15 protein-coding genes and 9 pseudogenes are annotated in these 26,190 nt (G+C 56.4%); 12 read left to right on the top strand and 12 right to left on the bottom strand.

Annotated elements, in window-relative coordinates; translation table 11 throughout:
- Nucleotides 1-68: 68 nt before the first annotated feature.
- Together MUBE_RS03275 and MUBE_RS03270 are read right to left on the bottom strand one after the other, a co-directional pair.
- Nucleotides 69-764, bottom strand: a complete 696-nt coding sequence (locus MUBE_RS03275; RefSeq protein ID WP_207801641.1) for a type 1 glutamine amidotransferase — start codon at nucleotides 762-764, stop codon at nucleotides 69-71.
- A gap of 4 nt (nucleotides 765-768) precedes the next feature.
- Complete coding sequence (locus MUBE_RS03270; RefSeq protein WP_116539458.1) at nucleotides 769-1,998, bottom strand: Mur ligase family protein; 1,230 nt, start codon at nucleotides 1,996-1,998, stop codon at nucleotides 769-771.
- 131 nt (nucleotides 1,999-2,129) lie between these two features.
- Between MUBE_RS03270 and MUBE_RS03265 the strand changes: the two genes are divergently transcribed.
- Nucleotides 2,130-3,122 carry a DEDDh family exonuclease gene (locus MUBE_RS03265; protein WP_116539457.1) on the top strand — a complete coding sequence of 331 codons (993 nt, stop codon included), beginning with the start codon at nucleotides 2,130-2,132 and terminating at the stop codon, nucleotides 3,120-3,122.
- Nucleotides 3,123-3,139: 17 nt separating this feature from the next.
- On the opposite strand, the gene MUBE_RS19790 is transcribed toward MUBE_RS03265, so the two are convergent.
- From MUBE_RS19790 to MUBE_RS03250, 3 genes are all read right to left on the bottom strand, one after another.
- Nucleotides 3,140-3,529, bottom strand: coding sequence for a PE family protein (locus MUBE_RS19790; RefSeq protein ID WP_116539456.1), 390 nt, complete (start codon nucleotides 3,527-3,529; stop codon nucleotides 3,140-3,142).
- A gap of 122 nt (nucleotides 3,530-3,651) precedes the next feature.
- The gene (gene leuA, locus MUBE_RS03255; protein ID WP_116539455.1) at nucleotides 3,652-5,451 is read right to left on the bottom strand and encodes a 2-isopropylmalate synthase; all 1,800 of its coding nucleotides are present in this window, start codon (nucleotides 5,449-5,451) and stop codon (nucleotides 3,652-3,654) included.
- Nucleotides 5,452-5,720: 269 nt separating this feature from the next.
- Nucleotides 5,721-6,029, bottom strand: a complete 309-nt coding sequence (locus tag MUBE_RS03250) for a PE family protein (protein ID WP_116539454.1) — start codon at nucleotides 6,027-6,029, stop codon at nucleotides 5,721-5,723.
- A gap of 380 nt (nucleotides 6,030-6,409) precedes the next feature.
- On the opposite strand from MUBE_RS03250, the gene MUBE_RS03245 reads away from it, so the two are divergent.
- The 6 genes and pseudogenes from MUBE_RS03245 to MUBE_RS03210 form a co-directional block, all read left to right on the top strand.
- The gene (locus MUBE_RS03245) at nucleotides 6,410-7,675 is read left to right on the top strand and encodes an aspartate kinase (protein WP_116539453.1); all 1,266 of its coding nucleotides are present in this window, start codon (nucleotides 6,410-6,412) and stop codon (nucleotides 7,673-7,675) included.
- Nucleotides 7,675-8,721 carry an aspartate-semialdehyde dehydrogenase gene (locus tag MUBE_RS03240; protein ID WP_116539452.1) on the top strand — a complete coding sequence of 349 codons (1,047 nt, stop codon included), beginning with the start codon at nucleotides 7,675-7,677 and terminating at the stop codon, nucleotides 8,719-8,721. Before MUBE_RS03245 ends, MUBE_RS03240 begins: the two co-directional genes overlap by 1 nt.
- Before the next feature lie 117 nt (nucleotides 8,722-8,838).
- Nucleotides 8,839-9,335: pseudogene (locus tag MUBE_RS16940) on the top strand (DUF4185 domain-containing protein); the annotation flags it as partial.
- A 456-nt stretch (nucleotides 9,336-9,791) separates the two neighbouring features.
- The gene (locus MUBE_RS03230; RefSeq protein WP_133297034.1) at nucleotides 9,792-10,028 is read left to right on the top strand and encodes a hypothetical protein; all 237 of its coding nucleotides are present in this window, start codon (nucleotides 9,792-9,794) and stop codon (nucleotides 10,026-10,028) included.
- A gap of 73 nt (nucleotides 10,029-10,101) precedes the next feature.
- Nucleotides 10,102-11,276 (top strand): annotated as a pseudogene (locus tag MUBE_RS16935) (SUMF1/EgtB/PvdO family nonheme iron enzyme).
- A gap of 793 nt (nucleotides 11,277-12,069) precedes the next feature.
- A pseudogene (locus MUBE_RS03210) lies at nucleotides 12,070-12,516 on the top strand (L-histidine N(alpha)-methyltransferase); the annotation flags it as partial.
- A gap of 899 nt (nucleotides 12,517-13,415) precedes the next feature.
- On the opposite strand, the pseudogene MUBE_RS03205 reads toward MUBE_RS03210, so the two are convergent.
- Nucleotides 13,416-14,070, bottom strand: a pseudogene (locus MUBE_RS03205) (class I SAM-dependent methyltransferase).
- Between the two features lie 608 nt (nucleotides 14,071-14,678).
- Nucleotides 14,679-14,891: a hypothetical protein gene (locus MUBE_RS03200; protein ID WP_116539448.1), complete on the bottom strand. Its 213-nt coding sequence runs from the start codon at nucleotides 14,889-14,891 to the stop codon at nucleotides 14,679-14,681.
- A 430-nt stretch (nucleotides 14,892-15,321) separates the two neighbouring features.
- Between MUBE_RS03200 and glpK the strand changes: the two genes are divergently transcribed.
- Entirely contained in the window at nucleotides 15,322-16,848 is a 1,527-nt protein-coding gene (gene glpK, locus MUBE_RS03195) for a glycerol kinase GlpK (protein ID WP_116539521.1), read from the top strand.
- Between the two features lie 249 nt (nucleotides 16,849-17,097).
- On the opposite strand, the pseudogene MUBE_RS03190 reads toward glpK, so the two are convergent.
- Nucleotides 17,098-17,580, bottom strand: a pseudogene (locus MUBE_RS03190) (PadR family transcriptional regulator); the annotation flags it as partial.
- 353 nt (nucleotides 17,581-17,933) lie between these two features.
- Here MUBE_RS03190 and MUBE_RS15450 point away from each other — a divergent pair.
- Nucleotides 17,934-18,080, top strand: a complete 147-nt coding sequence (locus MUBE_RS15450) for a hypothetical protein (protein WP_165849667.1) — start codon at nucleotides 17,934-17,936, stop codon at nucleotides 18,078-18,080.
- Nucleotides 18,081-18,517: 437 nt separating this feature from the next.
- Nucleotides 18,518-19,462 (top strand): annotated as a pseudogene (locus tag MUBE_RS03185) (stage II sporulation protein M).
- A 301-nt stretch (nucleotides 19,463-19,763) separates the two neighbouring features.
- Here the strand turns inward: MUBE_RS03185 and MUBE_RS03180 are convergent.
- The 4 genes and pseudogenes from MUBE_RS03180 to MUBE_RS19785 all read right to left on the bottom strand — a co-directional run.
- Nucleotides 19,764-20,973, bottom strand: a pseudogene (locus tag MUBE_RS03180) (DUF58 domain-containing protein).
- A gap of 161 nt (nucleotides 20,974-21,134) precedes the next feature.
- On the bottom strand, nucleotides 21,135-21,362 hold the full coding sequence (locus MUBE_RS16930; protein ID WP_243632782.1) for a hypothetical protein: 228 nt from the start codon (nucleotides 21,360-21,362) through the stop codon (nucleotides 21,135-21,137).
- 233 nt (nucleotides 21,363-21,595) lie between these two features.
- A complete protein-coding gene (locus tag MUBE_RS16925) occupies nucleotides 21,596-21,829 on the bottom strand; it encodes an AAA family ATPase (RefSeq protein ID WP_243632781.1) in 234 nt (77 codons plus the stop codon).
- 1,878 nt (nucleotides 21,830-23,707) lie between these two features.
- A pseudogene (locus MUBE_RS19785) lies at nucleotides 23,708-24,119 on the bottom strand (hypothetical protein); the annotation flags it as partial.
- A gap of 430 nt (nucleotides 24,120-24,549) precedes the next feature.
- On the opposite strand from MUBE_RS19785, the pseudogene MUBE_RS03155 reads away from it, so the two are divergent.
- Nucleotides 24,550-24,960: pseudogene (locus MUBE_RS03155) on the top strand (GatB/YqeY domain-containing protein).
- Between the two features lie 933 nt (nucleotides 24,961-25,893).
- On the top strand, nucleotides 25,894-26,154 hold the full coding sequence (locus tag MUBE_RS03150) for a hypothetical protein (RefSeq protein ID WP_165849666.1): 261 nt from the start codon (nucleotides 25,894-25,896) through the stop codon (nucleotides 26,152-26,154).
- The last annotated feature ends 36 nt before the right edge of the window (nucleotides 26,155-26,190 follow it).

Raw genomic sequence — 26,190 nt, 5'->3', positions numbered from 1 at the left:
TTCGATAACGTACGTGCTATCAAATCCGGCGTCGGCAAATTTGTCGCTGGTGTGCCGCGCCGGAAGGTCTACCGCGCCGCCAATCGCTCGCGGCGCAGCAACTCCACCTCGGGCAACTCGAGTGGCGCCAGCTCGCCCACCACCTGACGCAGCAGCAGGTCGGCAAGCTGGGGATTACGGGCCAGGCACGGTCCGTGCATGTAAGTCGCCACCACGCTGCCCTGAATGACGCCGTCAAGGCCGTCACCGATTCGGTTACCCGCACCCTTGACCACCGCGCCCAGTGGCGTAGCCGCGGGGCCCAGCACGGTGCCACCGCGGTGGTTTTCGAAGCCGGTCAGTGGTTGGCTCAAGCCGACCAGCAACGGTTTGCTGATCAGTTCGCCAATGGTACGTGCATCTTGCGGTGAGGTGGTCACATCCAGCAAGCCCACGCCGTCGACTCGTTCTCCTGACGACGTCTCATACCATTGGCCGAGCACCTGCATCGCCGCGCAAATTGCCAGCACCGGTGCGCCGCGAGCCGCGGCTCGCTGCAGACCTGGATGCTTGATTAGGTGTTTCGTGGCTAGCCGCTGCGCGTAGTCCTCCGCGCCGCCCAGCGTGTACAGGTCCAGCAATTCGGGCACTGGATCAGTGAGCATAAGCTCGACAATCTCGGCGGTGATGCCTCTCAACGACAACCGCTGGCGTAGCACCACAGCATTACCCCCGTCGCCGTAGGTACCCATGATGTCGGGCAACACCAACCCTATCCGCACCACTGAGTCAGCCATGGCGCGCTAAACTGCGTTGCAGCTGAAGGAACGCGGTATAATTGGCGACGACCTCTACTGGCCCGGGTGGGCAGGAGGCGATCGCGGTTACAGTGTCGTGAACCAAAGTGTGTGCCACGCCTGCATATCCCAGGCGCACCGCCAGATCGGTGCCCCGTTCGCCGGCGGCCACTACAGTGATCTTTTCGAAGTGTTCGAAGCGCACATCCCATAACCACGATAGATCCTTGCCGTCAGGTACCTGACCGTTAACCGAGATAACTACCCCGGCAGCGTGCGTGTCCACCATTGACAGCGCTTCTTGCCAGCTCGCCGGATTCTTGGCTAGCAAGATCCTGGCGGTGTGTTCGCCGATTCGCACGCTCTGGTACCGTCCGGCGACTGAATCGATAGCGCAGATGGATATCATGGCTGCCGCAACGTCGGCACCCAGCGTAGCGGCGGCGGCCACCGCTTGAGCGGCGTTGCCGCGATTAACCGAGCCGGGCAGTGTCAGCTGCATCGGCAGTACCAGACCGTCGGGCCCATACAGGGTATTGTCGTCAAACCACCAGTGAGGGTTGGGTCGCTTGAAATCGGCGCCGGTGGAATACCAGTGCCCGTTGTCGCGGACGATGACCTCGTCGCTGCGGGGGCAGCTGGCCGAGTCGTTCGACCATGTGCCGCCCGCGGCCACCCATACCACGTTCGGACTGTCGTAGGCGGCTGAGGTCATCAGTACGTCGTCGCAATTGGCGATGATGACTGCTGTCGGATGCCGGGCCAGGCCGGCGCGCAGTGTGCGTTCGATCACGTTGATCTCGCCGACTCGGTCCAACTGATCGCGCGACAGGTTAAGCAGGACGACGACGTGAGGCATGAGGGCATCGGCGACGTGCGGCACATGCATCTCATCGACCTCAAGGACTGCTAGCTCAGCGCCACGGTTCACGGCCAGCGCGGATACCAGGCCGGCGTCCATATTTGCGCCTTCAGCATTGGTGGCTACGGTTCCTAACGTGCCCAGTGCGGCCGCGGTCATCCGAGTTGTCGTTGACTTGCCGTTGGTGCCGGTGACGATGACGGTGCGCCGGCCGGCTCCGAGTTGGCCGAGAATTGAGCGATCCAAGGTCATCGCTACCAAGCCGCCGATCATCGCCCCAGCTCCATGGCCAGTAATCTGCGACGCCCACCGTGCGCCTGCCCCGGCGGCCAGGGCGAGACGTGCGCGGGCGGTAACCACCCGCGCAGTTTAGGGCGATCGCAAGCTTGGTCGCTTGCGCCGGGTGCAGCAGGTCGCCCTCATTAAATTGAAGGCCGACACGACGTGCAGCGACACCGATGATGTACGTTCTACATGCAATCCTGAAATTTATGAATCCGACGTTTTGGGGTCGGCCAGCCAGCGAGCCGGATGTGGGTTGGGCCGTCATTGACGTCGAGACCTCAGGTTTTCGTCCGGGTCAAGCCCGGATCATCAGCCTGGCCGCACTTGGCCTCGATGCTGACGGCTGCGTGGAGCGGTCGTTGGTCAGCCTGCTCAATCCCGGGGTGGACCCGGGCCCGACCTACGTGCATGGCCTTACAGCAGCTAGTCTCGAAGACCAGCCGCAATTCGCCGATATTGTTGGTGATGTAGCCGAGGTGCTCCGTGGCCGTACGCTGGTGGCGCACAATGTTGCGTTTGACTACGCTTTTCTTGTCGCGGAGGCCGAGATTGCCGAAGCTGAACTTCCCGTCGACAGCGTCATGTGCACGGTTGAGCTGGCCCGGCGGCTTGGTCTGGGGATCGATAATCTCCGTTTGGAGACGCTCGCAGCGCACTGGGGCGTGCCCCAGGAACGGCCGCATGACGCTTTCGACGATGCAATGGTTTTGACTAGGGTGCTGGCGGCGGAGCTCAAGCGAGCGCGCCAACTCGATGTGTGGCTTCCAGTGCGTCCGGTCACCAGACACCGCTGGCCCAACGGCCGGGTGACCCACGACGAGCTGCGACCGTTGAAGGCGCTAGCTGCCCGCATGCCGTGCCCGTATCTCAACCCGGGGCTATATGTCCGCGGCAGGCCACTGGTCCAGGGCATGCGGGTAGCCTTGGCGGCAGAGTTGGCACGCACCCACGAGGAGCTCGTCGAGCGAATCCTGCACGCCGGACTGGCCTACAGCGAGGCCGTCGACCGCGAAACGTCGCTGGTGGTTTGCAACGAAGCTGCCCCTACGCAGGGCAAGGGTTATCTGGCTAGGCAATTGGGTGTGCCAGTGGTTTCTGACGCGCAATTTATGGACTGCGTTCGCGTCGTCGTCGGCGGCACCAGCATGGACGAATTTGCCGACACCGCGGCGACCGACGAGCAGTTCACGTTGTTTTGAGAGGTGGGTGACCCAGGTCAGCTTGTTGTGACCGCCCATGTCTGATGTTGCCTGTGGCCGAACAGACTGGCTAGCGCGGATGTGCTAGTCATGTCAATGACAAAGTGAAGTCTTGGGAGAGAGGCGTCGTTGCCATCAGGGGGACGTTCGAATATCGCCTCGGTTGGTGTGTTTAGTGTGTTAAGCAGCTGTAGCTTAGGGTTGGCCACGTCGGTCTGCAGATAAAAACTCGTGCCATCGTTCAACAACTGTACGAACTGCTGCTGAAATGTCGTCAGTTGAGTTCTGATTTCTTGATAAGCTCTTGTTGTGTCGTGGAAAGCAGTGCCGTGGTGGCCGCCGAATCTCGTAAGTGCTAGCCCACAGTAGCCGAGTCGCCGTGACTGCAGCTGCCGCGTTGGCGGCACTGATTTGCTCTGCGAGGTAGCCAGACAACTGGCGTGCCGACAGCCGAGATTAAGGAATGGACTTTCCAGGTTTCGCTAAATATCTGTTTTTGTGTTGGTTGCGGGACTTCTACGGCTGTATTCTACCCGCGCACAGCTCGGTTGACCGCTGAGACGACGGCACGCAGCGCTGCGGTGGTGATCGACGGGGCAATGCCCACGCCCCACGCTGTCCGCCCATGCACCGACGCTTCGACGTACGCGGCGGCCTGTGCGTCGTCGCCGGAACTCATCGCGTGCTCGGAATAATCCAGGACAACCACGGGGAAGCCGACATGGTTCAGCGCATCGATAAACGCGGCCAGTTGGCCGTTGCCCACCCCGCTGATCTCGGTCTCTTCTCCGTTGATTTTGACGGTGGCAGTGATGCTAGTGGTGCCGTCGTCCTCGTCGGTGGCATCGACATGCTGCTTCATGCGCTCCAGTGGCCACACTGGCGTTAGGTACTCTTCGAAGAACGCGTCCCACATTTCCTTGGGGGTGATCTCACCCCCTTCTCCCTCACTAATTTTCTGGATCACCTGTGAGAACTCGATCTGCAACCGTCGCGGCAGTGCCAGGCTGTAGTCGGCTTTCATGATGTAAGCTACCCCACCTTTGCCGGACTGCGAGTTGACCCGGATCACCGCCTCGTAGGTGCGGCCAACGTCGCGCGGGTCAATCGCCAGGTACGGTACCTGCCACAGGATGTCGTCTACGTTCGAGTCGGCCGTATCTGCATCGATCCTCATCTGGTCCAGGCCTTTGTTGATGGCATCCTGATGGCTGCCAGAGAACGCGGTGTAGACTAAATCTCCCCCATAGGGGTGGCGTTCGTGTACCTGTAACTGGTTGCAGTATTCTGCTATTCGTCGGATCTCGTCGATGTTGGAGAAGTCGATCTGGGGGTCCACGCCGCGGGAAAACAGGTTCAGCCCCAGTGTTACCAGGCACACGTTGCCGGTGCGTTCTCCGTTACCGAACAGACAGCCCTCGATCCGGTCGGCACCGGCAGAAAAGCCTAGTTCGGCTGCGGCGACAGCGGTTCCGCGGTCGTTGTGTGGATGCAGGCTCAAGATGGCAGAGTCTCGGTTGGCCAGATTGCGGTTCATCCACTCGATCGAGTCAGCGTAGATATTGGGGGTGGCCATCTCCACAGTGGCAGGTAGGTTGAAGATGATCGGGTTTTGCGGCGTCGGTTGAATGACTTCACTGACGGCGTCGCACACCTGTTTGGCGTATTCTAACTCGGTACCGGTATAGGACTCCGGTGAATACTCGAACCGCCAATGCGTGCCCGGGTACTTGGCAGCCTCCTCGACACACTTATGAGCACCGTCGGTCGCGATGGTTTGTACGGTGGCGCGGTCGGAGCGAAAAACCACTCGGCGCTGCAGAATTGACGTTGAGTTGTAGAAGTGCACTATCACCTGTGACGCACCCTCACAAGCTTCGAAGGTGAGCTCAATCAGTTCCGGTCGGCATTGGGTCAGCACCTGAATGGTGACGTCGTCTGGGATGGCGCCGCTGGTGATGATCTCGCGGACGAAGTCAAAGTCAGTCTGACTGGCCGACGGAAACCCGACTTCGATTTCCTTGTAGCCCATGCGGACCAGCAGATCGAACATGCGGCGCTTGCGGGCTGGGCTCATTGGGTCGATCAGCGCCTGGTTGCCATCCCGCAGGTCCACCGCGCACCACAGAGGTGCGCGATCAATGACGCGGTCGGGCCAAGTGCGGTCAACCAGCCGGATGGGTTCGACTTCCTCGGCGAACGGTCGGTACCGGTTGATCGGCATTGACGTAGCCCGCTGGGGATTCCACAGAGGTTGGCCGGGACTGGGCGGGCCCGCGGGTTTGACGATGTTGTGAACTGACGTATAGACGTCGGGGTTAGAAGTCACGATAGTTGCTCCGAGTATACCAGAAAGAACCTAGACCGGCGCATCGCAAAATTCCGCGACAGGCAGCCGGTCTGGATCAGACCCCGTCGCGGCGTTCGAGGAGGAGCCTCCACTGCACAATCTGAACTCTACCGCGATCGGTCTTGCCGCCAAAACCGCAGTCTGCGTTTCGGTCTGTGCACCAGTTTTCAGCCATAGGTACCTGATTGACTCAATTTGAATGTAACAGTCGCCCGCCGGTGCCGCCATTACCCCCCGCGGCGCCGCCGTTAGCGATTAAGCGGGTGCTCCAATACCGCTTCGATGGGTGCGTTTATCGCGTTAAGCACTTTTTGCAGAGGCGTTACGTTCGCTGCCTCGCTGGTTGTGTAACGGCCAGCAGCGGAGTTCAAGGCTTGCACAAACTGCTCGTAAAACGTGGTCGCATATGCGCTTGCCATTTGATGGTCTTGGGCGTTTTCGGAAAAGAGTGCCGCGATGGTCGCCAAGATTTCATCAGCACCGTTGGTGAGTACTACTATCGTCGTTGACACGGCTGCCGCGTTGGCCGCACCCACCGACGAACTGCCTTCCTGCAAATCTTATGCGGCTGTCAGTACCAGTTACGGCGCCGTGATTACAAACGCCACTGTGTCGCCCCCGGTAAAACCTGGTGATTCCAGCCGTCAGAAATCCGTGAAATATTCCGGTAACTGGAGAATCTATTTGGTTTCCGATAATGTATATCTGATAGCGTGTTAACTAAAGTAGATGATAAAGTTTAAAAATTTTATAGATTCAGCCGGCAAATCTCGTTGATACCACCAGTGTGCTGCATGATAATGTCGGACGCACCGGCTGCGAATTGCTGACGAGCGCCAAGTGCCTGACATGCAGTGCACATCGTCATAGTGCCTGCCCCACGTATTCTGTTCTGGACCAGACTAGCCAGCGGTGTCCCCAGAAAGGCAGTGCAACAGTGGCGCTCGTCGTGCAGAAGTACGGCGGATCCTCGGTGGCCGACGCCGATCGGATTCGTCGCGTTGCCAAACGCATAGTCGAGACCAAAAAGCAGGGCAACGACATCGTTGTGGTGGTTTCCGCGATGGGTGATACTACTGATGACCTGCTACACCTGGCGCAGAAGGTATGCCCGGTTCCGCCAGCCCGCGAGCTGGACATGCTGTTAACCGCGGGGGAGCGTATCTCCAACGCGCTGGTGGCCATGGCGATTGAATCATTCGGCGCTCAGGCTCGTTCGTTCACCGGTTCGCAAGCTGGTGTTATCACCACTGGCACCCACGGCAACGCCAAGATAATCGATGTCACACCGACCCGGCTGCAGTCTGCGCTCGACGAAGGGCAGATCGTATTGGTCGCCGGATTCCAGGGCGTGAGCCAAGACACCCGCGATGTCACTACGCTGGGCCGCGGCGGCTCGGACACCACCGCAATCGCCATGGCCGCGGCATTAGGTGCCGACGTCTGTGAGATCTACACCGATGTGGACGGCATCTTTAGCGCCGATCCGCGGATCGTGCACAACGCCCGCAAGCTCGACACTGCGACCTTCGAGGAGATGCTCGAGATGGCGGCTTGCGGCGCCAAGGTGTTGATGCTGCGCTGCGTAGAATACGCACGTCGCCACAATATTCCGGTGCACGTCCGGTCTTCGTATGCAGATAAACCGGGCACCGTCGTCGTAGGATCAATCAAGGACATACCTATGGAAGACCCCATATTGACCGGAGTCGCGCACGACCGCAGCGAAGCCAAGGTGACTATCGTCGGGATACCTGACATTCCAGGCTATGCGGCCAAGGTCTTCCGTGCCGTCGCCGATGCTGACGTGAACATCGATATGGTGTTACAGAATGTTTCTAAGGTCGAAGACGGCAAGACCGACATCACCTTCACCTGCTCCCGTAACAGCGGGCCCACCGCGGTGGCAAAACTGGACTCGCTTAAAGACGAGATCGGCTTCACCCAACTGCTCTACGACGACCGCATCGGCAAGGTGTCGCTGATCGGGGCCGGCATGCGCAGCCACCCTGGGGTCACGGCGACTTTCTGCGAGGCGCTGGCTGCGGTTGGTGTCAATATTGAGCTCATCTCCACTTCGGAAATCCGGATCTCGGTGCTGTGCCGTGACACTGAACTAGACAAGGCCGTCGTGGCGTTACATGAGGCGTTTGGACTCGGCGGCGAGGACGAGGCTACCGTGTACGCGGGGACAGGACGGTAATGGGTACCAAAGGTCTGTCGATCGGGGTGGTGGGTGCCACCGGCCAAGTCGGCGAGGTGATGCGTACGCTGCTTGACCAGCGTGATTTCCCGGCCGAATCCGTGCGTTTTTTTGCTTCGGCTCGGTCGCAGGGCCGTACGTTAGCCTTCCGCGGCCAGGAAATCGAGGTGGAAGACGCCGAAACGGCCGACCTCACCGGTCTAGACATTGCGTTGTTTTCCGCCGGCGCAACGATGTCGCGAGTGCAGGCGCCGCGTTTCGCCGCTGCCGGAGCGACGGTGATCGACAACTCGTCGGCATGGCGCAAGGACGAGCAAGTGCCGCTAGTGGTCTCCGAAGTTAACTTTGATAGGGATGCGCACCATCGTCCTAAGGGTATCATCGCCAACCCAAACTGTACCACCATGACCGCGATGCCGGTGCTCAAGGTGCTGCACGACGAAGCTCAGCTGATGCGGATGGTGGTTTCGTCGTATCAAGCGGTCTCCGGCAGTGGCGTGACCGGGGTGACCGAGTTGGCCGCTCAGGCGCGTGCGGTCATCGACGTTGCCGAACAGCTGGTACACGACGGTGGTGCCGTGCAATTCCCCGCGCCCAGCAAGTATGTTGCGCCGATTGCCTTCAATGTGGTGCCGCTGGCCGGATCACTGGTGGACGACGGCTCAGGCGAAACGGACGAGGACCAGAAGTTGCGCTTTGAGAGTCGCAAGATCCTGGGCATTCCCGACCTGTTGGTCAGTGGTACCTGTGTGCGGGTTCCGGTGTTTACTGGGCACTCGCTGTCGATCAACGCCGAATTCGCCCGGCCGTTGTCGCCGCAACGAGCCCGTGATCTGTTGGATGGCGCTTTGGGTGTGAAGCTGGTCGATGTGCCAACGCCGCTAGCTGCTGCCGGCGTCGATGAATCACTGGTTGGCCGCATCCGGCGCGACCCTGGGATCCCTGACGGGCGTGGCCTGGCACTGTTCGTTTCTGGCGACAACCTGCGCAAAGGTGCGGCGCTCAACACGATCCAGATCGCTGAATTACTAGCCACGCAACTATAGAATCCATGGGTGATTTCCACCCGGGCCGCGCGGTGCTCGTTATACCCCGCGTTGTGTTTGTGTGTCGTATAGGCGTTTCGGGTTGCTTCTTGGGAAGCGCACGCCAATCCACTCGCGCTGTCCTCAGAGCCAATTCTGCAACCGCTGATGCAACGGTAAAGTGCTGCGGCTCGGTCCGACAGCGGGTACCGGAACCCGCACTGGTGACTACGGCATCAGCGCTACAGACCTGTGCGAGTTCATCGAGTTCCCCACCGAGTTTTTGCAGGATTGCGGTGACAGCTTTGCCAATTAAGGAGTCGGGTTCGGCCGCCAGTACTAACCAGTCGCGCTGCACGTGGACACTGCGTCGGTCGATGACCTGACCGGGGTGCATTACATTGATGTCAATAAGTTGTTGCCGGTCGACCTCGCGTCTCGGGGAGGTTTGCATTTTACTGTTTGCGTGGTGCAGATCAACCAGCGCAACTACTTGATGGTGACCACGACCAAAGCCCTGGAGCCACATACAGGACTCGCGGTTGGTAACAGCCGAGCTCGTGTGTGGCAGCTGGCAGACCGTCCTAGCGTCTCGACACGCTGTGACCTACCAGGGCGGCACGCAGACTCAGATCTGTATAGGTCAACGTGGACGCCAGGCCACCAGCCTGATGGGCTGTGTGGGTGTGGTTGGTGCACGGGCTGGTGCTCACTGTGATCGCGATTGCCGCCAACTCCTTGATACTCAGTGGGGAATTCTCTGGCCGGGCCTCCATTCAGCAGCGGGTGTGGGGCTAGATAGATTCCGCACGCTGCGGGCGCACTTTAGGGTCAATGGCGACGACTCCTACACCGACTGGGCGCGCTATAGCTCTTAAGGCGCCGGTGATGCTGGCACACAACCTGGAAGGTTGGGATCTTACAGCGGTCACACAACTATGTGGTTTTCGCCGACTGGACGTACGGTCGACGATAGCCGTCTGACCTCGCAGATCTGGACTAGCACCTGACTATCTTGTTCCCACCGGTCCGGCCATGGCAGTTGCTGGAAATTCACTACCTCGATAACACGCCGGATGCCTGCTGGTCTGATGTTCACACTGGTTGATCTGTTCGACGACACGGTCGCCGCTGACCTCGTTGCTGAATCGGTGGCCACCCCGGCCCGGGTCGGTCTGCGTGACCAGTGGTTGTACACGGCGGCTAACCGGTGTGTGGCCGTCGCTGCCGCAAACCGCACCGGCGCAGTCCAGCGATGTGATGGAGCGACTGATCGGCAGAGTCTAGCCAAGGCGGCTGTCCCAGGGACGACTTTTCCGGCTAGATAATCAGGCAACGGCATCGCAACTACGGTTGCCGAGGCTGCGCGGTTGACGACCCGGTCGCATTTAGCCCGAACCGATGCCGACATGGCGGCTAGTTAATTTTGGCGATGCCGAATTTTGCTGGCAGTGTAACCCGTTGATGAGCCTACTGGTGTGGGACATGGCGCACATCTCGGTTAGCAGGAGGAGCGGTGGTTGCTGCGATGTGGTGATCTGAATCAGTTCAGGATAGTGCCGTCGGCTGTCGAGGGCCTCCACGACACCATTCAAGCATTCCCATGGTAGTCGTGTCGAAGTATCGCTGCTGTCTCCGGAGCGGGCGCGGTCCGATTGCCGGCACCGTGTGGTCTGCTGCGTTGGATGCCTGTGATGCCTTATCTGATGACCCTGCGGACGACCAAGTGGCCTTCGTGTTCGGAGCGGTGGTACAATATTTAAAAGCCAACGCGACGAAAGTTTCAGGCAGTGAATCTGTGCGCCGGGTCGGTGTTCGTGTCCGGTAGACTCGTTTGTTATGGGTGTTGGTGCCGGCAGAGAGTAATCAGTGTCCCGTTCACGTCGTCAAAAGTACTGGCGTTCCGGATTGGCCAATGTCCTGTTATCAATTAATGGCGAATGGCAACACTTCGTCGATGACGACGGCTACACCGACTCACGATGGTAGCTAACTCGTAGCTGGCAGCACTACCAGTGTACGGGTCTGACCGCGCCGCAATTACTGGCGTCCCCGACGGGTACACCCGCATTCGGTTTGGCCGTGTCGAAGACATTCCGGTTGATGAACCGGTGCAACGTGTCTCCATACTTTGAAGCTGAGACCTACGTAGCCTGGGCTGGCGCACGGTTGTCCATTGAGATGGAGTGGGAGAAGGCTTGTGCCTGGGATCTGGCAACGAACACCCAGCGTCGCTATCCCTTGGAGAGTCAAGTAACCGACGGAAGCCCACGCCAACCTGGGTGGAAGTGCGCTGAGTCCGGCGCCTACCCGGCCGGAATGTCAGCCTATGGGGCCGTAGTAGATGCTGGGCGATGTTTGGGAGTGGGTTAGCTCACCGCTGTGACCCTGGCCGGGGTTTGTTCCCATGATTTAGTGAGTGCTATTACCAGCCGTTTTTCGACGGTGACTATCGTGTGTTGCGGAGTGGGTCCTGGGCCGTGGAACCTGCCATCCTGCGGCCTAGCTTCCGCAACTGGGATCACTCGGTTCGCCGCCAGATCTTCTGCGGTCTCCGGTTTGCGCGGGATGTTTGAGGTGCCGTCACTTGGGGTAACTGAGAGTAGAGGTAACAGTGTCCTTGTTGGTGCTTGACCTGCCGCACAGTCTTCGGGTGTAGTCCTATGCTCCGCATCGGCAAAAGCACGGGCTGATGAACGCCGACGGGTTGGGGTGTCGGGTTTTCCGATCACGTTGTGGCAGGCAGGGTGCCATAGCGCTGAAGCAGCCCGGCGTCACCGTGGGTCCCGATGGGTCGTTTGACTTGATAGTGTCTGCGCTGCGCAGCTATTGAGTGGTGGCCACGGTGCGCTAGACGACTGTCGGCATGCCGATTGAAGCCAGCGCAACCGCGGTGTTAAGTGACGACTATTGGTTATAGTCGCACAACGGTGTTGTTTATCGTGCTGTGTTGCTTCCGGGCTTGTCCATCTAATTAGTTTGTTAAAGCACGATACTCGTGGTCAACATGTTTGTACGTGGGCGCGACGTGCTGGGAGAGACTATCGTGTAGATCGCATTCGCCGAGCTAAATGCTCGACTGAATATGTTGCTTGTCAATGGCTCTCGGTTATTTGGTCACTGTTTAGCCCTATACGCTGTTTACTCTGCACGGCTACTACGGTGTGGTGCTAGCCAGTAAACCGCTTGACGACGTCTATGGCTGGGAGGATGTGCTGAGCCGCCGTCTGGTCGAGGTTGCCGCCCAAAGTATCCCCATTAGATTTCCCTGGAGTACCCGAAAGGATCTTGATGATACTGCCGCTAGCGAACCACTTCGCTACTAATGTACATAGTATCACGAGTTGCATTGCAATGTGTTTAGATACCCTGCATAAGATTCCGAAGTCGTTTCCGCCTAATTTGTTTACGATGTCAGCGGACAGCGGTCTATTCAACCAGATCACGTGGTTGCCTAAGTACTACCCGGCACGCGTAGAAGTCGACATCTTGGTGGAACTGGGCAGTGGGACGTCGGAGAAGACCAAGCTGTTATTAGGCGCGCTGCGCGACCATGGGTCACTGCATAGATTCGTACTGTTTGACGTCGATGCCAGCATGCTGTCGGTGACCGCAACCGCTATTCAACACGAGTACTCAGGTGTCGAGATCAAAGCCTTCTGCGGTGAGTTCGAGGAACATATAGCCAAGATTTCCGCTGCTGGGCGGCGTTGGTTTGTGTTCTGAGGGTCGGCGATCGACAACCTCACACCCGAACCATGCGCGGAGTTCCTTACGATTTTAATCGCGGTAATGTGGTCCGGAGAAAGCCTGTTGTGAGGTCTCAGCCTGGCCGTTATGGTTTTGCATGGATTCGTTTGCCAACCGCTGACCACCCCCGTCGACGGTAGGTTGACTCTTGACGACGCGGCTTTCGCCTTGGCCGCAGACCCGTCTGATCTAACCCATCTAACCGCTGCGGCCAACCACAGCGACGTCGTGAAACCGCTATCGCTGATAGCCCAATTCTGCGACGAGTCAAGGTTACTGCTTGGTCACAGACGTCGCTCAAGCGCTGGATCAGGTGAACTGCGCGATAGGTGCAGATATGACTTACGCGTAGTTGCGCAAGCAGATCACAAGGCCGCGCGGTATGGGCATTCCTTGCAATGCATCCTGGGTTGATGCAGCAATTGTATCCGCAACTAACGGACCTGGAGTCAGTGTAGACGAATTTAGCTGCGGCCCAGCAATTTCGAACTATGTTAGATTAATATTGCTGCGATATTAGGTTTTTGTAGCATCTGGTGAATATTTGGCATGTGAACCAGCGAGCGTGTGAGCACATCTGGACGTACTGGGCAGCATCAGCCGGAATGTACGTGGGTAGCGGGTGGTTGAGGAGGTCGGCGAGTCGAGCGCAATCACCAATCTGGACTCAGACGAGGGTGTCTATCCGTAGGAGGTACTGACATGGCTGCTCGCTGAACGGCGGATTTTGACCACCTACGCTTCAGTGGAGCGAGCGTCTCTGTAACTTAGGGCAACCGGTGTTGCGGATTTTTTCGTACGCGGGTACCACGGCCAACGACTTAGTTCTCTTCGCCGAAGACTTGGAGAGCGCAACCACGGCTATTTAATGCCGCTTAATACCGCGGAAAAACGCTGGGCTGGTGAGGTAATGGTGGTGGGAAACACCAGCGGATTTAGCACCAGTGCCCGAGAGCATATCCCAGCTACACTTTATGCACTGTCAACAGGTATGTGGGAAACTTAATCCGGCTCTGTTCGTAGCGGTCATACGACAGAAATTCGAACAGAGCCCCGGAGATCTGCGGCATGTTGGCGTGAATATCGGAGGGCCAAATCTCGTCGATCTCCTAGTACTTGCTCATTGCGACGCGTAATTCGGCCCCGTCGACTTCATTGGGCCCTGTTTCCCGCTCGGCGGGAAAGGCGCCTTTGGCTAACATCAGCACGTACGTACTAACTGGCGCCCGGAGTCGCCGCGCGGTGCACCAAACTCAAGGTATCCACCGCGATCCTGATACCGACCACGAGTGAAACAGAGTGCGGTCGAACACCGTATTGAACTGCCCGTCATAGCCGGTCAACGAAGTAATATCGATCTATATGAAGCTGGCAGTAGCCAACTCACGTTCTTGAGCTGCCCTGTTTGCCGCCGCGACGGTGATAGGTGTGAGATCGATGCCGACCGCGGCGTGACCGTCGTCAGTCAGTGCCAACTACAGTTCGGTAAACCCGTAGCCGGTGTCCAACACGTCACTGCGGAAATTGCCTGACGCCATCAGCGCAGCCAACTCCGTCTGCGGCTCACCGAATACTCTACGGCAGTGTGCCCTCGAATTGACTCTGTTCATAGTAGACAATGTATCAGGCCATTACTTCAGATGAGATAGTCCTCAACGTACGCGCTGCTACCGGCCCCGGCGCGACCCTAGATGACGTTAAGGAATCGGTCGCATACCTTGGCATCTATACTCCCCTACAGTACTCTTCCGCAGGCCATCGGCAGCAAGGTATCCAACACCAATTTCTGTGTTGTAGCTCCGCGCAACATAGGCCAATGCAGCTAGTTTTTCATGCTGTTTCGTGCAGAATCACAATAATTTTCTTGTGCCGCAGTGTAGATAATCCTTACTCGGGGTGTTAACTAGACTCTTCTAGTATGCTGCGTAGCGCGCCGTAGTAGCAAGGTGATCCATTGTTCGCCGAACTAATACTCGCGGTAGTACACCTTAGGGCTTGAGTTGTTCGTGTCGGGTGTAGATGTACTGCGTGAGTAGTTCGATGCGGGTTTCTTCCTACAGTTGGTAAGTGAAAAAGTAGGGAGAGGTTGCGTCCAATGCCAGCTGCGGGCCGGCCAGAACCTGAGCCGCGTTTCAGTTGACAGCGAAATCCATCGGAACTAGCTCTAAATTCAATTATTTTCTAGTTCAAGAATATTCATGTGCTATAGCGGTGGTGTGCTAGGTCAGTTACTCTGGGCCGGCAATGTTGATGTGGATGTTCTCGCCGCGGGAGCGGAAGGTCGACTCGTTGAAGGCCGCATACCGCGCCGAGTCGTTCATCCGGTCTTCGATCGGATGCTCTGGCATCAGCGTGGACAAAATGCCGACCATGACTATATGGGACTTGTCGAAGTTGGTCTTGGTTTCAACCTTGTTGAGGCTGGCGTGCACTTCGGCCATCCAGACTAGTGTGCCTGGGAAGTGACCAGGGTAGAACGTTGAGTCTGATTTTTAAGCGTCTAATTCGCTTTGGTAAGTGGGATCGGCGGTGGCATCCTGGCATGTATTTATTCGACCTGGCGGGCTGGTAGTTAGTTTAGTGTCAACAAGGTTGTATCCAACCTATACTTCAGTGAGCGCTTGGTCGGCGTTGAATTGGCACTGCGCAAGCGTCGTGTCGAAGACGTTCAAGTACCACCCCATTTTGTGGTGGTACTATCGCTGATGCGTGCGGTTATACTTGGTGTACTTGACCTCTTCACCCACACCGCCGATGCAACAGGTCCACCGGCGGTAACGTAAGTGTTTCGGTTACCTAATTGATTAATCGACCGATAGACCATCATAAATGATTACATGAAGTATCACAGTTTATGTCGGAGGAGTGCAGTTGGTCGAGTTCGCTGAATTCATAGTAGCCATCGATCAAGGCACTACCAGCACCCGCTGCATGATCTTCGATCACAACGGTGCTGAAGTGGCCCACCACCAGCTTGAGCACAAGCAGATATTGCCCCGTGCCGGCTGGGTCGAGCACAATCCTGTTGAGATATGGGAGCATGCCGAGTCAGGGCTGATGTCGGTGCTCAACACCGCTAAGTTATCATCGAAAGATATTGCAGCGCTTGGCATTACAAATCAGCGCGAGACGACGATGGTGTGGAATCGGAATACCGGGTTGCCGTATTGCAACGCGGTCGTTTGGCAAGATACTCGCACCGACCGTATCATGGCCATGCTGGACCGAGACGGTCGCGGAGAGGAGATCCGCCACAAGGCCGGCCTGCCGCCGGCTACCTATTTCTCCGGCGGCAAGTTGCAATGGATCTTAGAGAACGTCGACGGGGTGCGCGTTGCCGCTGAAAACGGTGACGCGCTTTTTGGCACCTCTGATACCTGGCTGTTGTGGAATCTGACCGGTGGTCCGCGTGGAGGCGTGCACTTCACTGACGTGACGAACGCCAGCCGGACCATGCTGATGGACTTGGAGACTCTGGATTGGGATGACGAGCTTTTGTCGTTCTTCTCCATCCCTCGGGTGATGCTGCCGGTGATTGCATCGTCGTCGTCTCTGCAGCCTTACGGTGTCACGTTAGCCGATGGACCCGTCGGTGGCGAAGTGCTGATAACCGGGGTTTTGGGCGATCAGCATGCTGCGATGGTCGGTCAAGTGTGTCTGAACGCGGGGGAGGCGAAAAACACCTACGGAACCGGAAATTTTTTGCTGCTTAATACTGGCGAGACGATCGTGAGATCCAACAATGGCTTGCTGACCACCGTCTGCTATAAGTTCGGGGATGCCAAACCGGTTTACGCGCTTGAGGGTTCAATCGCTGTGACTGGCTCAGCGGTGCAGTGGTTACGTGATCAGCTGAGCATCATTAGTGGCGCTGAGCAAAGCGAATCACTGGCCCGTCAGGTCGCTGACAATGGCGGGGTGTACTTTGTGCCGGCATTCTCCGGGTTGTTCGCTCCGTATTGGCGATCCGATGCAAGAGGTGCAATCGTAGGGCTATCACGGTTCAACACCAACGCACATCTAGCTCGAGCAACGTTGGAAGCGATCTGCTATCAAAGTAAGGATGTGGTGGACGCGATGGCAGCAGATTCCGGTGTGCGCCTTGAGATCTTGAAGGTCGACGGCGGTATAACAGGCAACGACTTGTGCATGCAGATTCAGGCCGACGTGCTGGGCGTGGATGTAGTACGCCCGGTAGTTGCTGAGACCACTGCGCTGGGTGCAGCCTATGCGGCGGGCCTAGCGGTCGGTTTTTGGGCCGGCCTGTCAGACCTACGGGCCAATTGGCAAGAGGATAAGCGTTGGACGCCGACGTGGGACGATGACAAGCGTGCCGCGGGGTATGCGGGCTGGTGTAAAGCCGTGCAGCGGACGCTGGATTGGATCGATATGTCCTGACGCAGTGACTGCTAACAGGCTCATCCTCTGCCGACAGGAAGTAGGTCTCGGTTAGATGCCTCACTTCCGGCCCTTCCGGTCCGGTGTCGTTACGGGTGAAGCATCTGGTTCGTTCGACCGTATAGGTGCAGGACTATATCAACACTCGTTGGAGCGTTCACTACCTAGCTCGCCGAGTGACGCGAGGGTGCGCGTTTGCACAATGACACGTCGTTCTGGCCAGCAGTTCATGTGAGCTCGCAGGACAGGTCAATCCTCGCCGAAGATGTCGTAGATATCGCGTCGTGTGTTGTTGATGATTTCCACGATGCGCTGCTGCTGGTCAACGCTGGCGGTGTGTGTAAATTGCTTGATCGCACCGAACTGCTGGCCCATTGCTGTTCGCAGGCTGATGTGTCTAGAATCGGTGCCTGGAGCGATCTGGTCCCATGGCGGGGTCGTGGCCTTCTCGGCCGTGGCCCGACCATCGTCGGTCGGCTCGAAAAGCTTCTTGCTGCCGTCGATTCCATCTGCTGCGATCAATCCTTCGTCGGCGAGCAGTTGTAGCTTCGGGTACACTGAACCAAGGCTAGTTCGCCATATTCCGTTGCTGAGTTCGGCAATCTGCTGGAGCATCTCGTAGCCCTGCATTGGCCGCTCGGTGGGCAACACCAGAATGGCCGCTCGCGCGTCACCGCGCCGGCTGTCGTGTGGATCGCTCGCGCCAAAGCTGAAATCGAATCCGAGGCTTGGCTCGGTTACGGAGGTCTTTGGTAGGAGAAGCAAACGTGTTGTTCATATTCATGGTGATTTGTGTTTGCGGAGCATCCACCACGCTCTTGATATATCGTGATATATTGACTGGATAATATGATGCAACGCTTTCGGTGGTAGTCTTGTTTGCATGCAGCTGCATGCGAGTAGCACCGTGTGATGAACGGGAAGAATGACAACTTGACGATTGAATATTGAATGCGGCACCGAGAGTGCAGCCGGAATCGACGTAGGGCAACCGTCGCTGAAGCATGCGATTCTGGGTCAAGTGGGGGCTGGCGCTCACGACGGTGTCGGGGTCGCTACTGTAGATGTTTTATTGACTTTGGCGCATGATTCTACACTACATCTCTGGTGACGGTGTTGTCGGTATCCTGTTTTCTCTGCGACTCGCTCCGCCGGTATCGTTGTCTCCATTGGGCGGATGGGCGTTGCTAGTCGGCGACGTCGCCATACTCGCGGCTGCTGCTGCACATTAGCGTTGGAGACGAGAATCCATCTCTGTTTGACTACGGCGTTTGCTGCGGTCAGGAACCAGGTACCGCCGAGAGCGGCCCAGAGAATCCGAGAGGGACGAGATACTGAGGCACTGTCGGTGACCACAGTGGCGGGCTGACCGGAGTTGGACGAAGCCGCATCAGCTCGCGGCGATGTCTTGCAGTGAGCACGTAACCGGCGAATATCAGTGTGATATTGATCAGCGTGCTTCACAGGCCGCACTGGCAACTGGGTGACCTGACCGTCAAGCACCATAGCGTACCCGGCTACCACTTCTGACATATTCTCGAACGGTACAGGCTGATGTCAACCCACTAGACTCAGTATTTGCTGAACTTGCGATTTTAATCCGAGCAGAGTGAATGTCGACGCATTCGTGCCGACCTATCGCGGGATGTGGGGCCGGCTCGAACAATGAATTAAAGATAACGTTGGTCGGTGACTGGCGCTACAGTTGACGAACTGGTCGAACTTTACCAGCAGGTGTCTACACATCTGTCGATGTTACGGTAGGCCAGCACGATCGGGTCGGATACACTGCCGATTGGCTGGCTCTCGAGCCTGATCGCGTACGCTTGTGCCGTGGTGACGGCCGCGCATGCGCCGTCCAGTGGTACCTTGATCCGGTTTTGGACTGTATCTTTCTCGTAGTCGCCTACTGAACATGGCGGTGAGGCTGGGACAGGAGCTGCGTTATTCAAGCGTAGTGCTGGCTATTGTTTTTTGGATAGCAACCGATCCCAAAGTACAGTTAGCCGTCGGAACACCAAGTGAAATTGGCGAATTGGTGAATCGCGATGTCGCTTCTTAATTGTAATGTGCACCCAGCTTTGTCGTTCACCTTCAGCGTGCGGGCGAACAACTCCTGGGTGGCGACGCAGTGCATAGCGTTTTCCATCGTGCTCTGCATACCGATCCTGTTTGTGCTCTTCCAAAACGCCGCCAACCCCTAGGACTGATCGCAGGTCCGATGTCCTAGGTCAGCGGAGGCTTTTATCTGCAGGCTCTGCTTATGCTGCATGTGCTGCTGGAGCTGACAGTGGTGTTTTTGACGGCGACAACCGTGATGTGCCTGGGGTGGTTGGTGATGTCGACCGATGACCGTTTGTGTGAACAAGTGCTTGCCGAACAAGGATTAGGTGTTGTCTAGGTTGCGGTGGGATTAGTAGGCGTGCTGTCGACCTCCGTGCTAATTGAGGTGTTGGTGACATCGTCATTCTTGCTGATATTTGCTCGAGTGGGAATCGGAATTATCCCCGAAGTGGAATTTTTGTCGTATATTGGGTATTTAGACTGTCGTACCGAGAAATTTTGTGAGAATGGTGATTTCGATAAAGTTCCTGACGCGATTCTCACCAGTTGAGGCACGGTCATAAGCCGCGTCTTCAGGATTGGCGCTGTTGCCCGTCTTACAGGAGCCCAGCGTAACGACGCTAGTTGTTGGTGGTCGCTTGTGCACTGTTAGCTTTTTTTGATTTAAAGATAATACGATGTCATTGACGTGGTTTCGCCAAGTCGACGTTTTTCGATAATACACGGTTTGAACGAGCTGTGGGCGTCACCTCGGTGTCCATCGCTGGTTTCGCCGTGGTCTTGGTCGGCTGATTTAGTGAACCGGCGGGGACGGATCAGCTCCATGCCCTAGTCCCGCAATTGTATCCGTGTTATGTTGCGGGCAGCGACGGGGTCGATTCCGATATCAATACTGAAAGCTCAAGTTGTCCAATATTTTTCATCGCCATATCACGGTCAGTGAGCACGGGATCGGGTTCTGCGGGTGTCACGTCAACGACGGTCATCCCGTTATGGCGCAATAGCGACGTTATGGAACGCTGGTCATTGTGTGCTCGTTCAGCCACTGCAGTATTGCACACTGTGGTTGTCTAGAGACCACCCTGAGGTGATTTGGTCGACGCATGGGTCTGTGACGGCGGCGCTCATTACCTGATGTTTGGCTGATATCTGCGGCAAGATCAGCGACAGGCCCTCGTCTAGAGCTGTTGCGTTGCGATCGATCAACAACACCAATGATCGCCACCGTGTGAACAGAAAAATATCGGAAACCATTGCTTATCAGTAAGATTCAAGAATAGTTAAGTTGTAATCGGTACATTACATCAACAAGCTGGGCAAAAAGTTCGGTGCGCGACACCAGCGCTGCCAGCAGCAGTGAGGCGTCTATCAACCAGTCCAGTCATGGCTAACTTACCAGATCAGCAGAGGTTGGATTGACGCTGAACCGACCCACCACCTGCCGGTCGTGTTCGGGCCTCCACGTGCGCACCATGACGTCAGCACGACGTGCAGTTGCGCGACAGTTGATCGAACGCACGTCATCACCGACGACATAACTTACGTAGCTTGGCAAGCCGTGACGGTAAGTGTTTGCGAGACAGAAACGACGACAACATTCAGATGACACCGAGCACCCGCTGGAAATTCTGTCGGCACGCCAACTCTAGTGGGCCAATCGATCGGGTGGTTACCATGGCCGCGTTCTGGTAGCTGCGATGGATTGGTCGCGGTACGGTGTCGCATGTTGGCGCTGCCCGATAACGATGTCGACGGCATGGGTGCGCGGTTCAGTGTGTGCGCTGGGCGGCCAAGCATCGCGGACCTGACCGCGGAACCGGCTACAACTGTCATTGTGAATCAACAAGTCCACTACGAGCAGCTGGATGAGTCGAGGAGAGTAGTCTGATGAGATTGAGTATATCGCAGCTAGTGGGTGTTGGTCGCTAACGTGACATCGATAGCTAAGGTGGTCAATAGCAGCATCAGCAATGCCAGGAAAGCCTTTACTGGCCAAAGCGACACCGTGGTCGGTAGGACAAAGGGCAACGTTACTAAGCCGGTAAGCTCGGTTAGGATCACTAGTAGAGTAATAGAACTGAGCGTTAATATGCTTTGGAGTTATGCTCTCGGGTGTGGCGCTTTCAAGCTCGGTCTCCGGTCATAGTACCATCCGGTGTCTCAACGTTGGATTGGGCCATGGCTTTCATGTCGTCAAGAGTGACGTAGTTGCGGTCAAACAACTATGACCACGGCCGGACAGTGGCTAGCAGCGCCATCGCTCTGTGTGGCGACGTGCTCAGGTGCAGCATGGAGGAGGATTGAGTGGCAGTGACGATGTCGCCAATGTAACCTAGCATTTCGTCGGTGGCCAGTTCCTGGTGTACCGTTTCGTGGTCGGTTGCTAGCGCGGCTAGCGGTTTGATCGCGGACAGATTGCAAGGATCGAAAACGTGTAAGTGGCTAGTCAAGAATATCGTTCTCGATGTTGCTCGACAGCAAGGACACGCTCAGTTTGACCAGAAAACGGTCGAGTTAGGCTTCGAGCAATTGATTAAGTTCCCTCCTATTTGATTAGGTTCTGTGTCGCGACGGCGAGATGAATGGGTCGGGAAGCGCCTTGGGTTCGCTGTCCACGCTGCCCTTGACGCTCTTTCATCGCCTCAAGCAGTGCAGCCTTTGTTCCGGGTAGGTTTGGTTGATCTCATCGGTCAATAAGAGATTTAGTGAACACTGGACTCAAGCGGAATACGAAAGCGGCAGTGCGCGCGTCATGGACCAGCGAACCAGTGACATCACCGGGCATTAGGTCAGGGGGAACTGAACCCGCTTGGACTCCAGCTGCAATGCGGCAGCCAGCGCGCACCAACAACGTCTTCGCCATTCCCGGAACACCTTCGAGCAGTACGCACCTACTACACAGTGGTGTGATAACCACATCGCTGATGACCTAGTCCTGTCCAACGACAGCTTTGGCGATCTCGGCGCGTAACGTCAGCAGTGCATCACGCGCAGATTCTGAGGAGGCCAGACAATTCAGTACCAGGGTTCTGGGTAGAATCTGACTGTGTCATGAGTAGATGACCTGTCTTTCGAGTTCGTCGAGTGTACAGGCGAGTTGTAGTAGGCCAGTATCGCTGGCCAGTGGCAGGCTGAATAGGTGGTAACAAGCATATTCCGAATGGGTCCCGGTGCACCGGGGTACCGTTGCTGCTAGCACTGACGCGCTGGCGAGCTCTGCGGGATCGGTACAGACGCCTGTAGCCTTCCACCGTTTTCGACGCACATACGACGATAGGCAACTTTTCGGCTGCCGGTGGACCAGTCCCCAGCCCTTCCACAGGGCCAGCAGCAAGACGGTCCACAGCGGTCAGACGATCCAGATCACATTCTATGAAATTGGATCGTCAGTCGATGTCGGCTAGACATATTTCACTTTAAACCCGGTGAGGTGCGTACCAAATTAGATGGAGTCGACCTCCAGCAGGATTCATCGCTAGCGCTATGTGGCATTGTTGACCTCCAACAGGCCATCATTGGTCATGAAGTCGGTGCTACGGAACACCATGATGGTTCATGCGGTGTCGCTATACTAGAGCAGCGCCCTATCATCACAGTTGATTGCCGCCAGGCCGCTGTCTGCTTCGTAGATGTCGCTTGGCCCGAATCGGGCTGATTAGACCCGATTAGATTCCTGTAATCTGCAATTCGAGTTGCTGTCGCAAGTTTGATGCGCCGCTTCGAGTCCAGGCACTCTCGTGGGTTCGCGCCATTGGATCCACCAACAGGAAATCGCCGTGGCCGTCGCCAGCAGATTCAATATTGCACTGTCGATCAGGTATTGGCTCTGAGTCGCCAGTAAGTATTAATGCGTCGCGGCGAGCTGCCTTTTAGACGTCATCGATGATGTCGGTTCCGATGACCTCGACACCGTTGTTGTGTAGCAGTGTTGCTAGCTCGTGGGCACCGCCGGAGCCAGTAAACACGGGCTACATCCACAGCCCGGGCCATGGTACCGGCAAGATAAGCGCTGAACGCAGCCAGCATTGCGAGCACGACTAGTGTTAGTACTACCTAGCACCATGATCGCCATCGTCAGGTGGTAGTTGCGTATTCGGTACATGCCACCGCATTGACTGTCCTCACTGGATCTGCGCTCATGAGTCGAACGCGGTGGGCTGTTCAACCGTCAACGGTATGGCTGATGGTCGCGACTACAGGTGGTCGTCGAGGTCGGTGATCATTCGGTAGGCGTCCTGAGTTCCTGGTTAGTAGCCATAGGAATATCTTTGCAGTTTATGCTCATTAGTTTGTAAAGTACGTCAAAGACGTTACCAGCGTCGTGTGCTAGCTCGTTAGTGGTGCGGCCGGGGGCTAGATTGAGCACGCCGTCCTCCTCGAGCTGGCGTACTACAGCGCGTAACAGGTGTTTCTTGATTTCTCTCCGTCGTTTAGCTTTTTAGTGGTCTTCTGATGTTGGTCCGCTGTGAGTTGAGCGGCGTCGAATAATAAGCTGTCATTACCTCGATTGGTTCGCATGGCGCGCCGCACGACGTGGATGGTGACTATCGCCATGACAACCAACAGAATTGAGCAGCACCGTGGTGGTGAACCACCAGCTCGGGATCGAAGACGTTTTCTCTAGCAGACGGTGCAATAGTTTGTTGATCCATTCGATGAATTGTTGTGTTGCAAAAGCTTTGCTGTAAATAGGTTTGGAGAGCTCGTTCTGTGCGTCCTGGTGTGCGTTATCGCGGTCGATGTCGATGGAAGGAACTAGTCAGCTGATTCTCGCTCAGTTCTTACTAGGGCCAGGTCAGGTTAGCCAGAGGTTGTCGGTGGATACGACCTCGTAGTGTCCGCCGGCGGCATCGGTCTTCAGCACCAGGCCGAATACTTCGGCGCGCATTCGTCGATCGGTGTAGAGCAGTACGATGCATCCGGCATTGAATGGCGTGGTAATGATTTGATCGATCGCCGACTCGATGGACGTAATTGTGGTGTACAGGAGCAGGATACTGGTCGCTGTTGTCCTGGGTCAGTAGCATGTTTTCTGCGATTGCGAATGGTACTGTGACAGTGTCGGCAACAACAATCTCCACGAGGAATGCTAGCAGTTGGATGCCGAGTACTCGCCAGAGGTTATTACGAGCCAGTGTAAAGGATCTGGTGATCACAGCGGTGACTGGAAGTCTCTCTAGTGCAATCGGCACGGGTGCGAACAGCACGTCGACCACGTCGTTAAAGATATTGTTCAGGGTCAACGGCTGCAGCGGGATAATCCCGGGTTTGGCCACTGCCGGGACCAGTGGTAGCGGACCGTACGGAAAACTCGAACGGCGGCCCATAGTCGAGCGGTGCTCTGTATCCCGATGCTGAGCTATAGCCAAACGAACCACCGTAACTGGGTGGCGTGGTGTATCCCGGCAGGGATAGTTGGCCGGCGGAACCCAGGTGATGAGCTCACCGGATCGTCAGGGGGAGGCGTGCTTACTGTGGGTAGCCGCCGTGGTCGTTCGTAATGGTTCCATAGGATCGGCGGTCGGTGTTTTTCTAAACGTCTGTTAAACGTTGGACAGTAACGTAAGTGCTGTGGTGATTAGCTTCTAGAAGATGGAGGAACTAAAGTCTTAGCTCCGGGAAGATTTGACCGGAGCGATGAGGACCCAGGATCAAGTTGCGAACCGTGACTCTCCGCATGCTGCTGGCAAAGATCCAAAACGAGGAATTCTCGGGTAAACAGGCGAGACAGCTCTCCGACGACGAGGCTATCAAGGTGCTGGCCAGAAAATCACGCAAGTGTGGCTAATCCGCCGAGATCTACACTCAAAACAGGCACGGTGAATTCGTTGCTAACTAGCATGCCGAGACGCGGATCATTGACGAGTGCTTGCCCACACCGTTCCCGGACGCTTGAGTGGGCCGACGTCGTTGATACCACGATCGTCGAGGTAGCCAAAACACTCGGGCATCGGCCCACCATGTATGGCAATAAAGGTAGCCCCTGAAGTCGTGTCAGGGAAAGTTGACGAAACTCGTTTGGCCACGGGGGTCCAAGAGCGCCTCTAGTCAACTCGGATGAATGACAGGTGCCATCCCATTGCTTGGGAGTCGGCCTCGGCGCCATTGACTGAGAAGCCGAATACGAGGGGAGCAGATATTTCACGGAACTGTGGTGTTCTGGCAAAGGTTTCCACGTTTTTGTCCTCGATCAGCTGCGCCGCTGTTATAGGTATGGTATGCCTATCAACTTGAATCGTGGCCTAGGGCATGTAGACGACGTTGCGGTACCATGCAGCGGTCGGTCCCCATCCCGACGTGACAATAAAACTGTTATCGGTTGGATCATGTTCGACAACTGCCAGGATCTGTTAACGTTGTATCCTCAATACTCGCCTGGCAGGACGAAGAAGAAGCAAGTGTCGTCCGAATATCGGACCGAGCCCCATTCGATACAGGTATATAGAAACGCGAAAAAGCAACTGGATCAACCATATTAACGGGTGGATGTTCTTGACGGTATGCACGCTTCTGTCTCCTCTACAGCAGGTCACAGCCACTTCGTATGCGACGGCAACGCCTATCTGGGATCGCTGCCGCTGATTTGTATCATTGGCGTGCAACAAATTCCAATATCGACGCTATTGCAAGTTATTGCCTAGAGTTAAAGTAAGATCACAATGGCATCCGAGGCACAACCCAACGGATACTTAACCGTCAAGTGGCTCAACATGGCGGGTTGTCTTATGCCACGATCCAGCCAGTCAAACCGGCTACGGTTCCGCCGATTTGAAGAGGTCTTTGAGCACCACTCAGTCAGCGCCAGATCCACCGCGGCAGATCACGTCCGCCGTCTTGTTAACCCAGAGATACTGTGCTCGAGCTTGTACAGATTCAACAATTTCTTGCGGACTACCCCAAGATGGGCTTCCGCTGTGTCACAGAACTCGTGCAGGAACGTTGGCTGTCGTGATTCAGCGCTCCTAGTATCAGGAAGGTGAGATGCACCAGGATAGGAAAACTCATGCAGTTGCATGCGAGTTGGCGATTGCAGACCATCAAAACCGGTTGGCTTGGATCAAAGAACTCAATGTGACCGAATGCATCTTCTTGTTGAGTGTTGTGTGGTTTTGTTTTATGTGGGGTGTGGTGGTGTGGGTTGTGGTGTGGGTTGTGGTGTGGGTCGATGGGTTGTGTGAGTTGATCTACTGTGTGGATGTTCTGGTAGCCGTGAGTCCGTCGGTAAAGCGGGTGGTGTTGTGAGTCGTTTGTAGAAGGAGATTGCCGCTCTGGCTGGTG

This window comes from Mycobacterium uberis (assembly GCF_003408705.1).
GTDB lineage: Bacteria > Actinomycetota > Actinomycetes > Mycobacteriales > Mycobacteriaceae > Mycobacterium > Mycobacterium uberis.
This window is presented reverse-complemented; position numbering and strand designations above follow the sequence as displayed.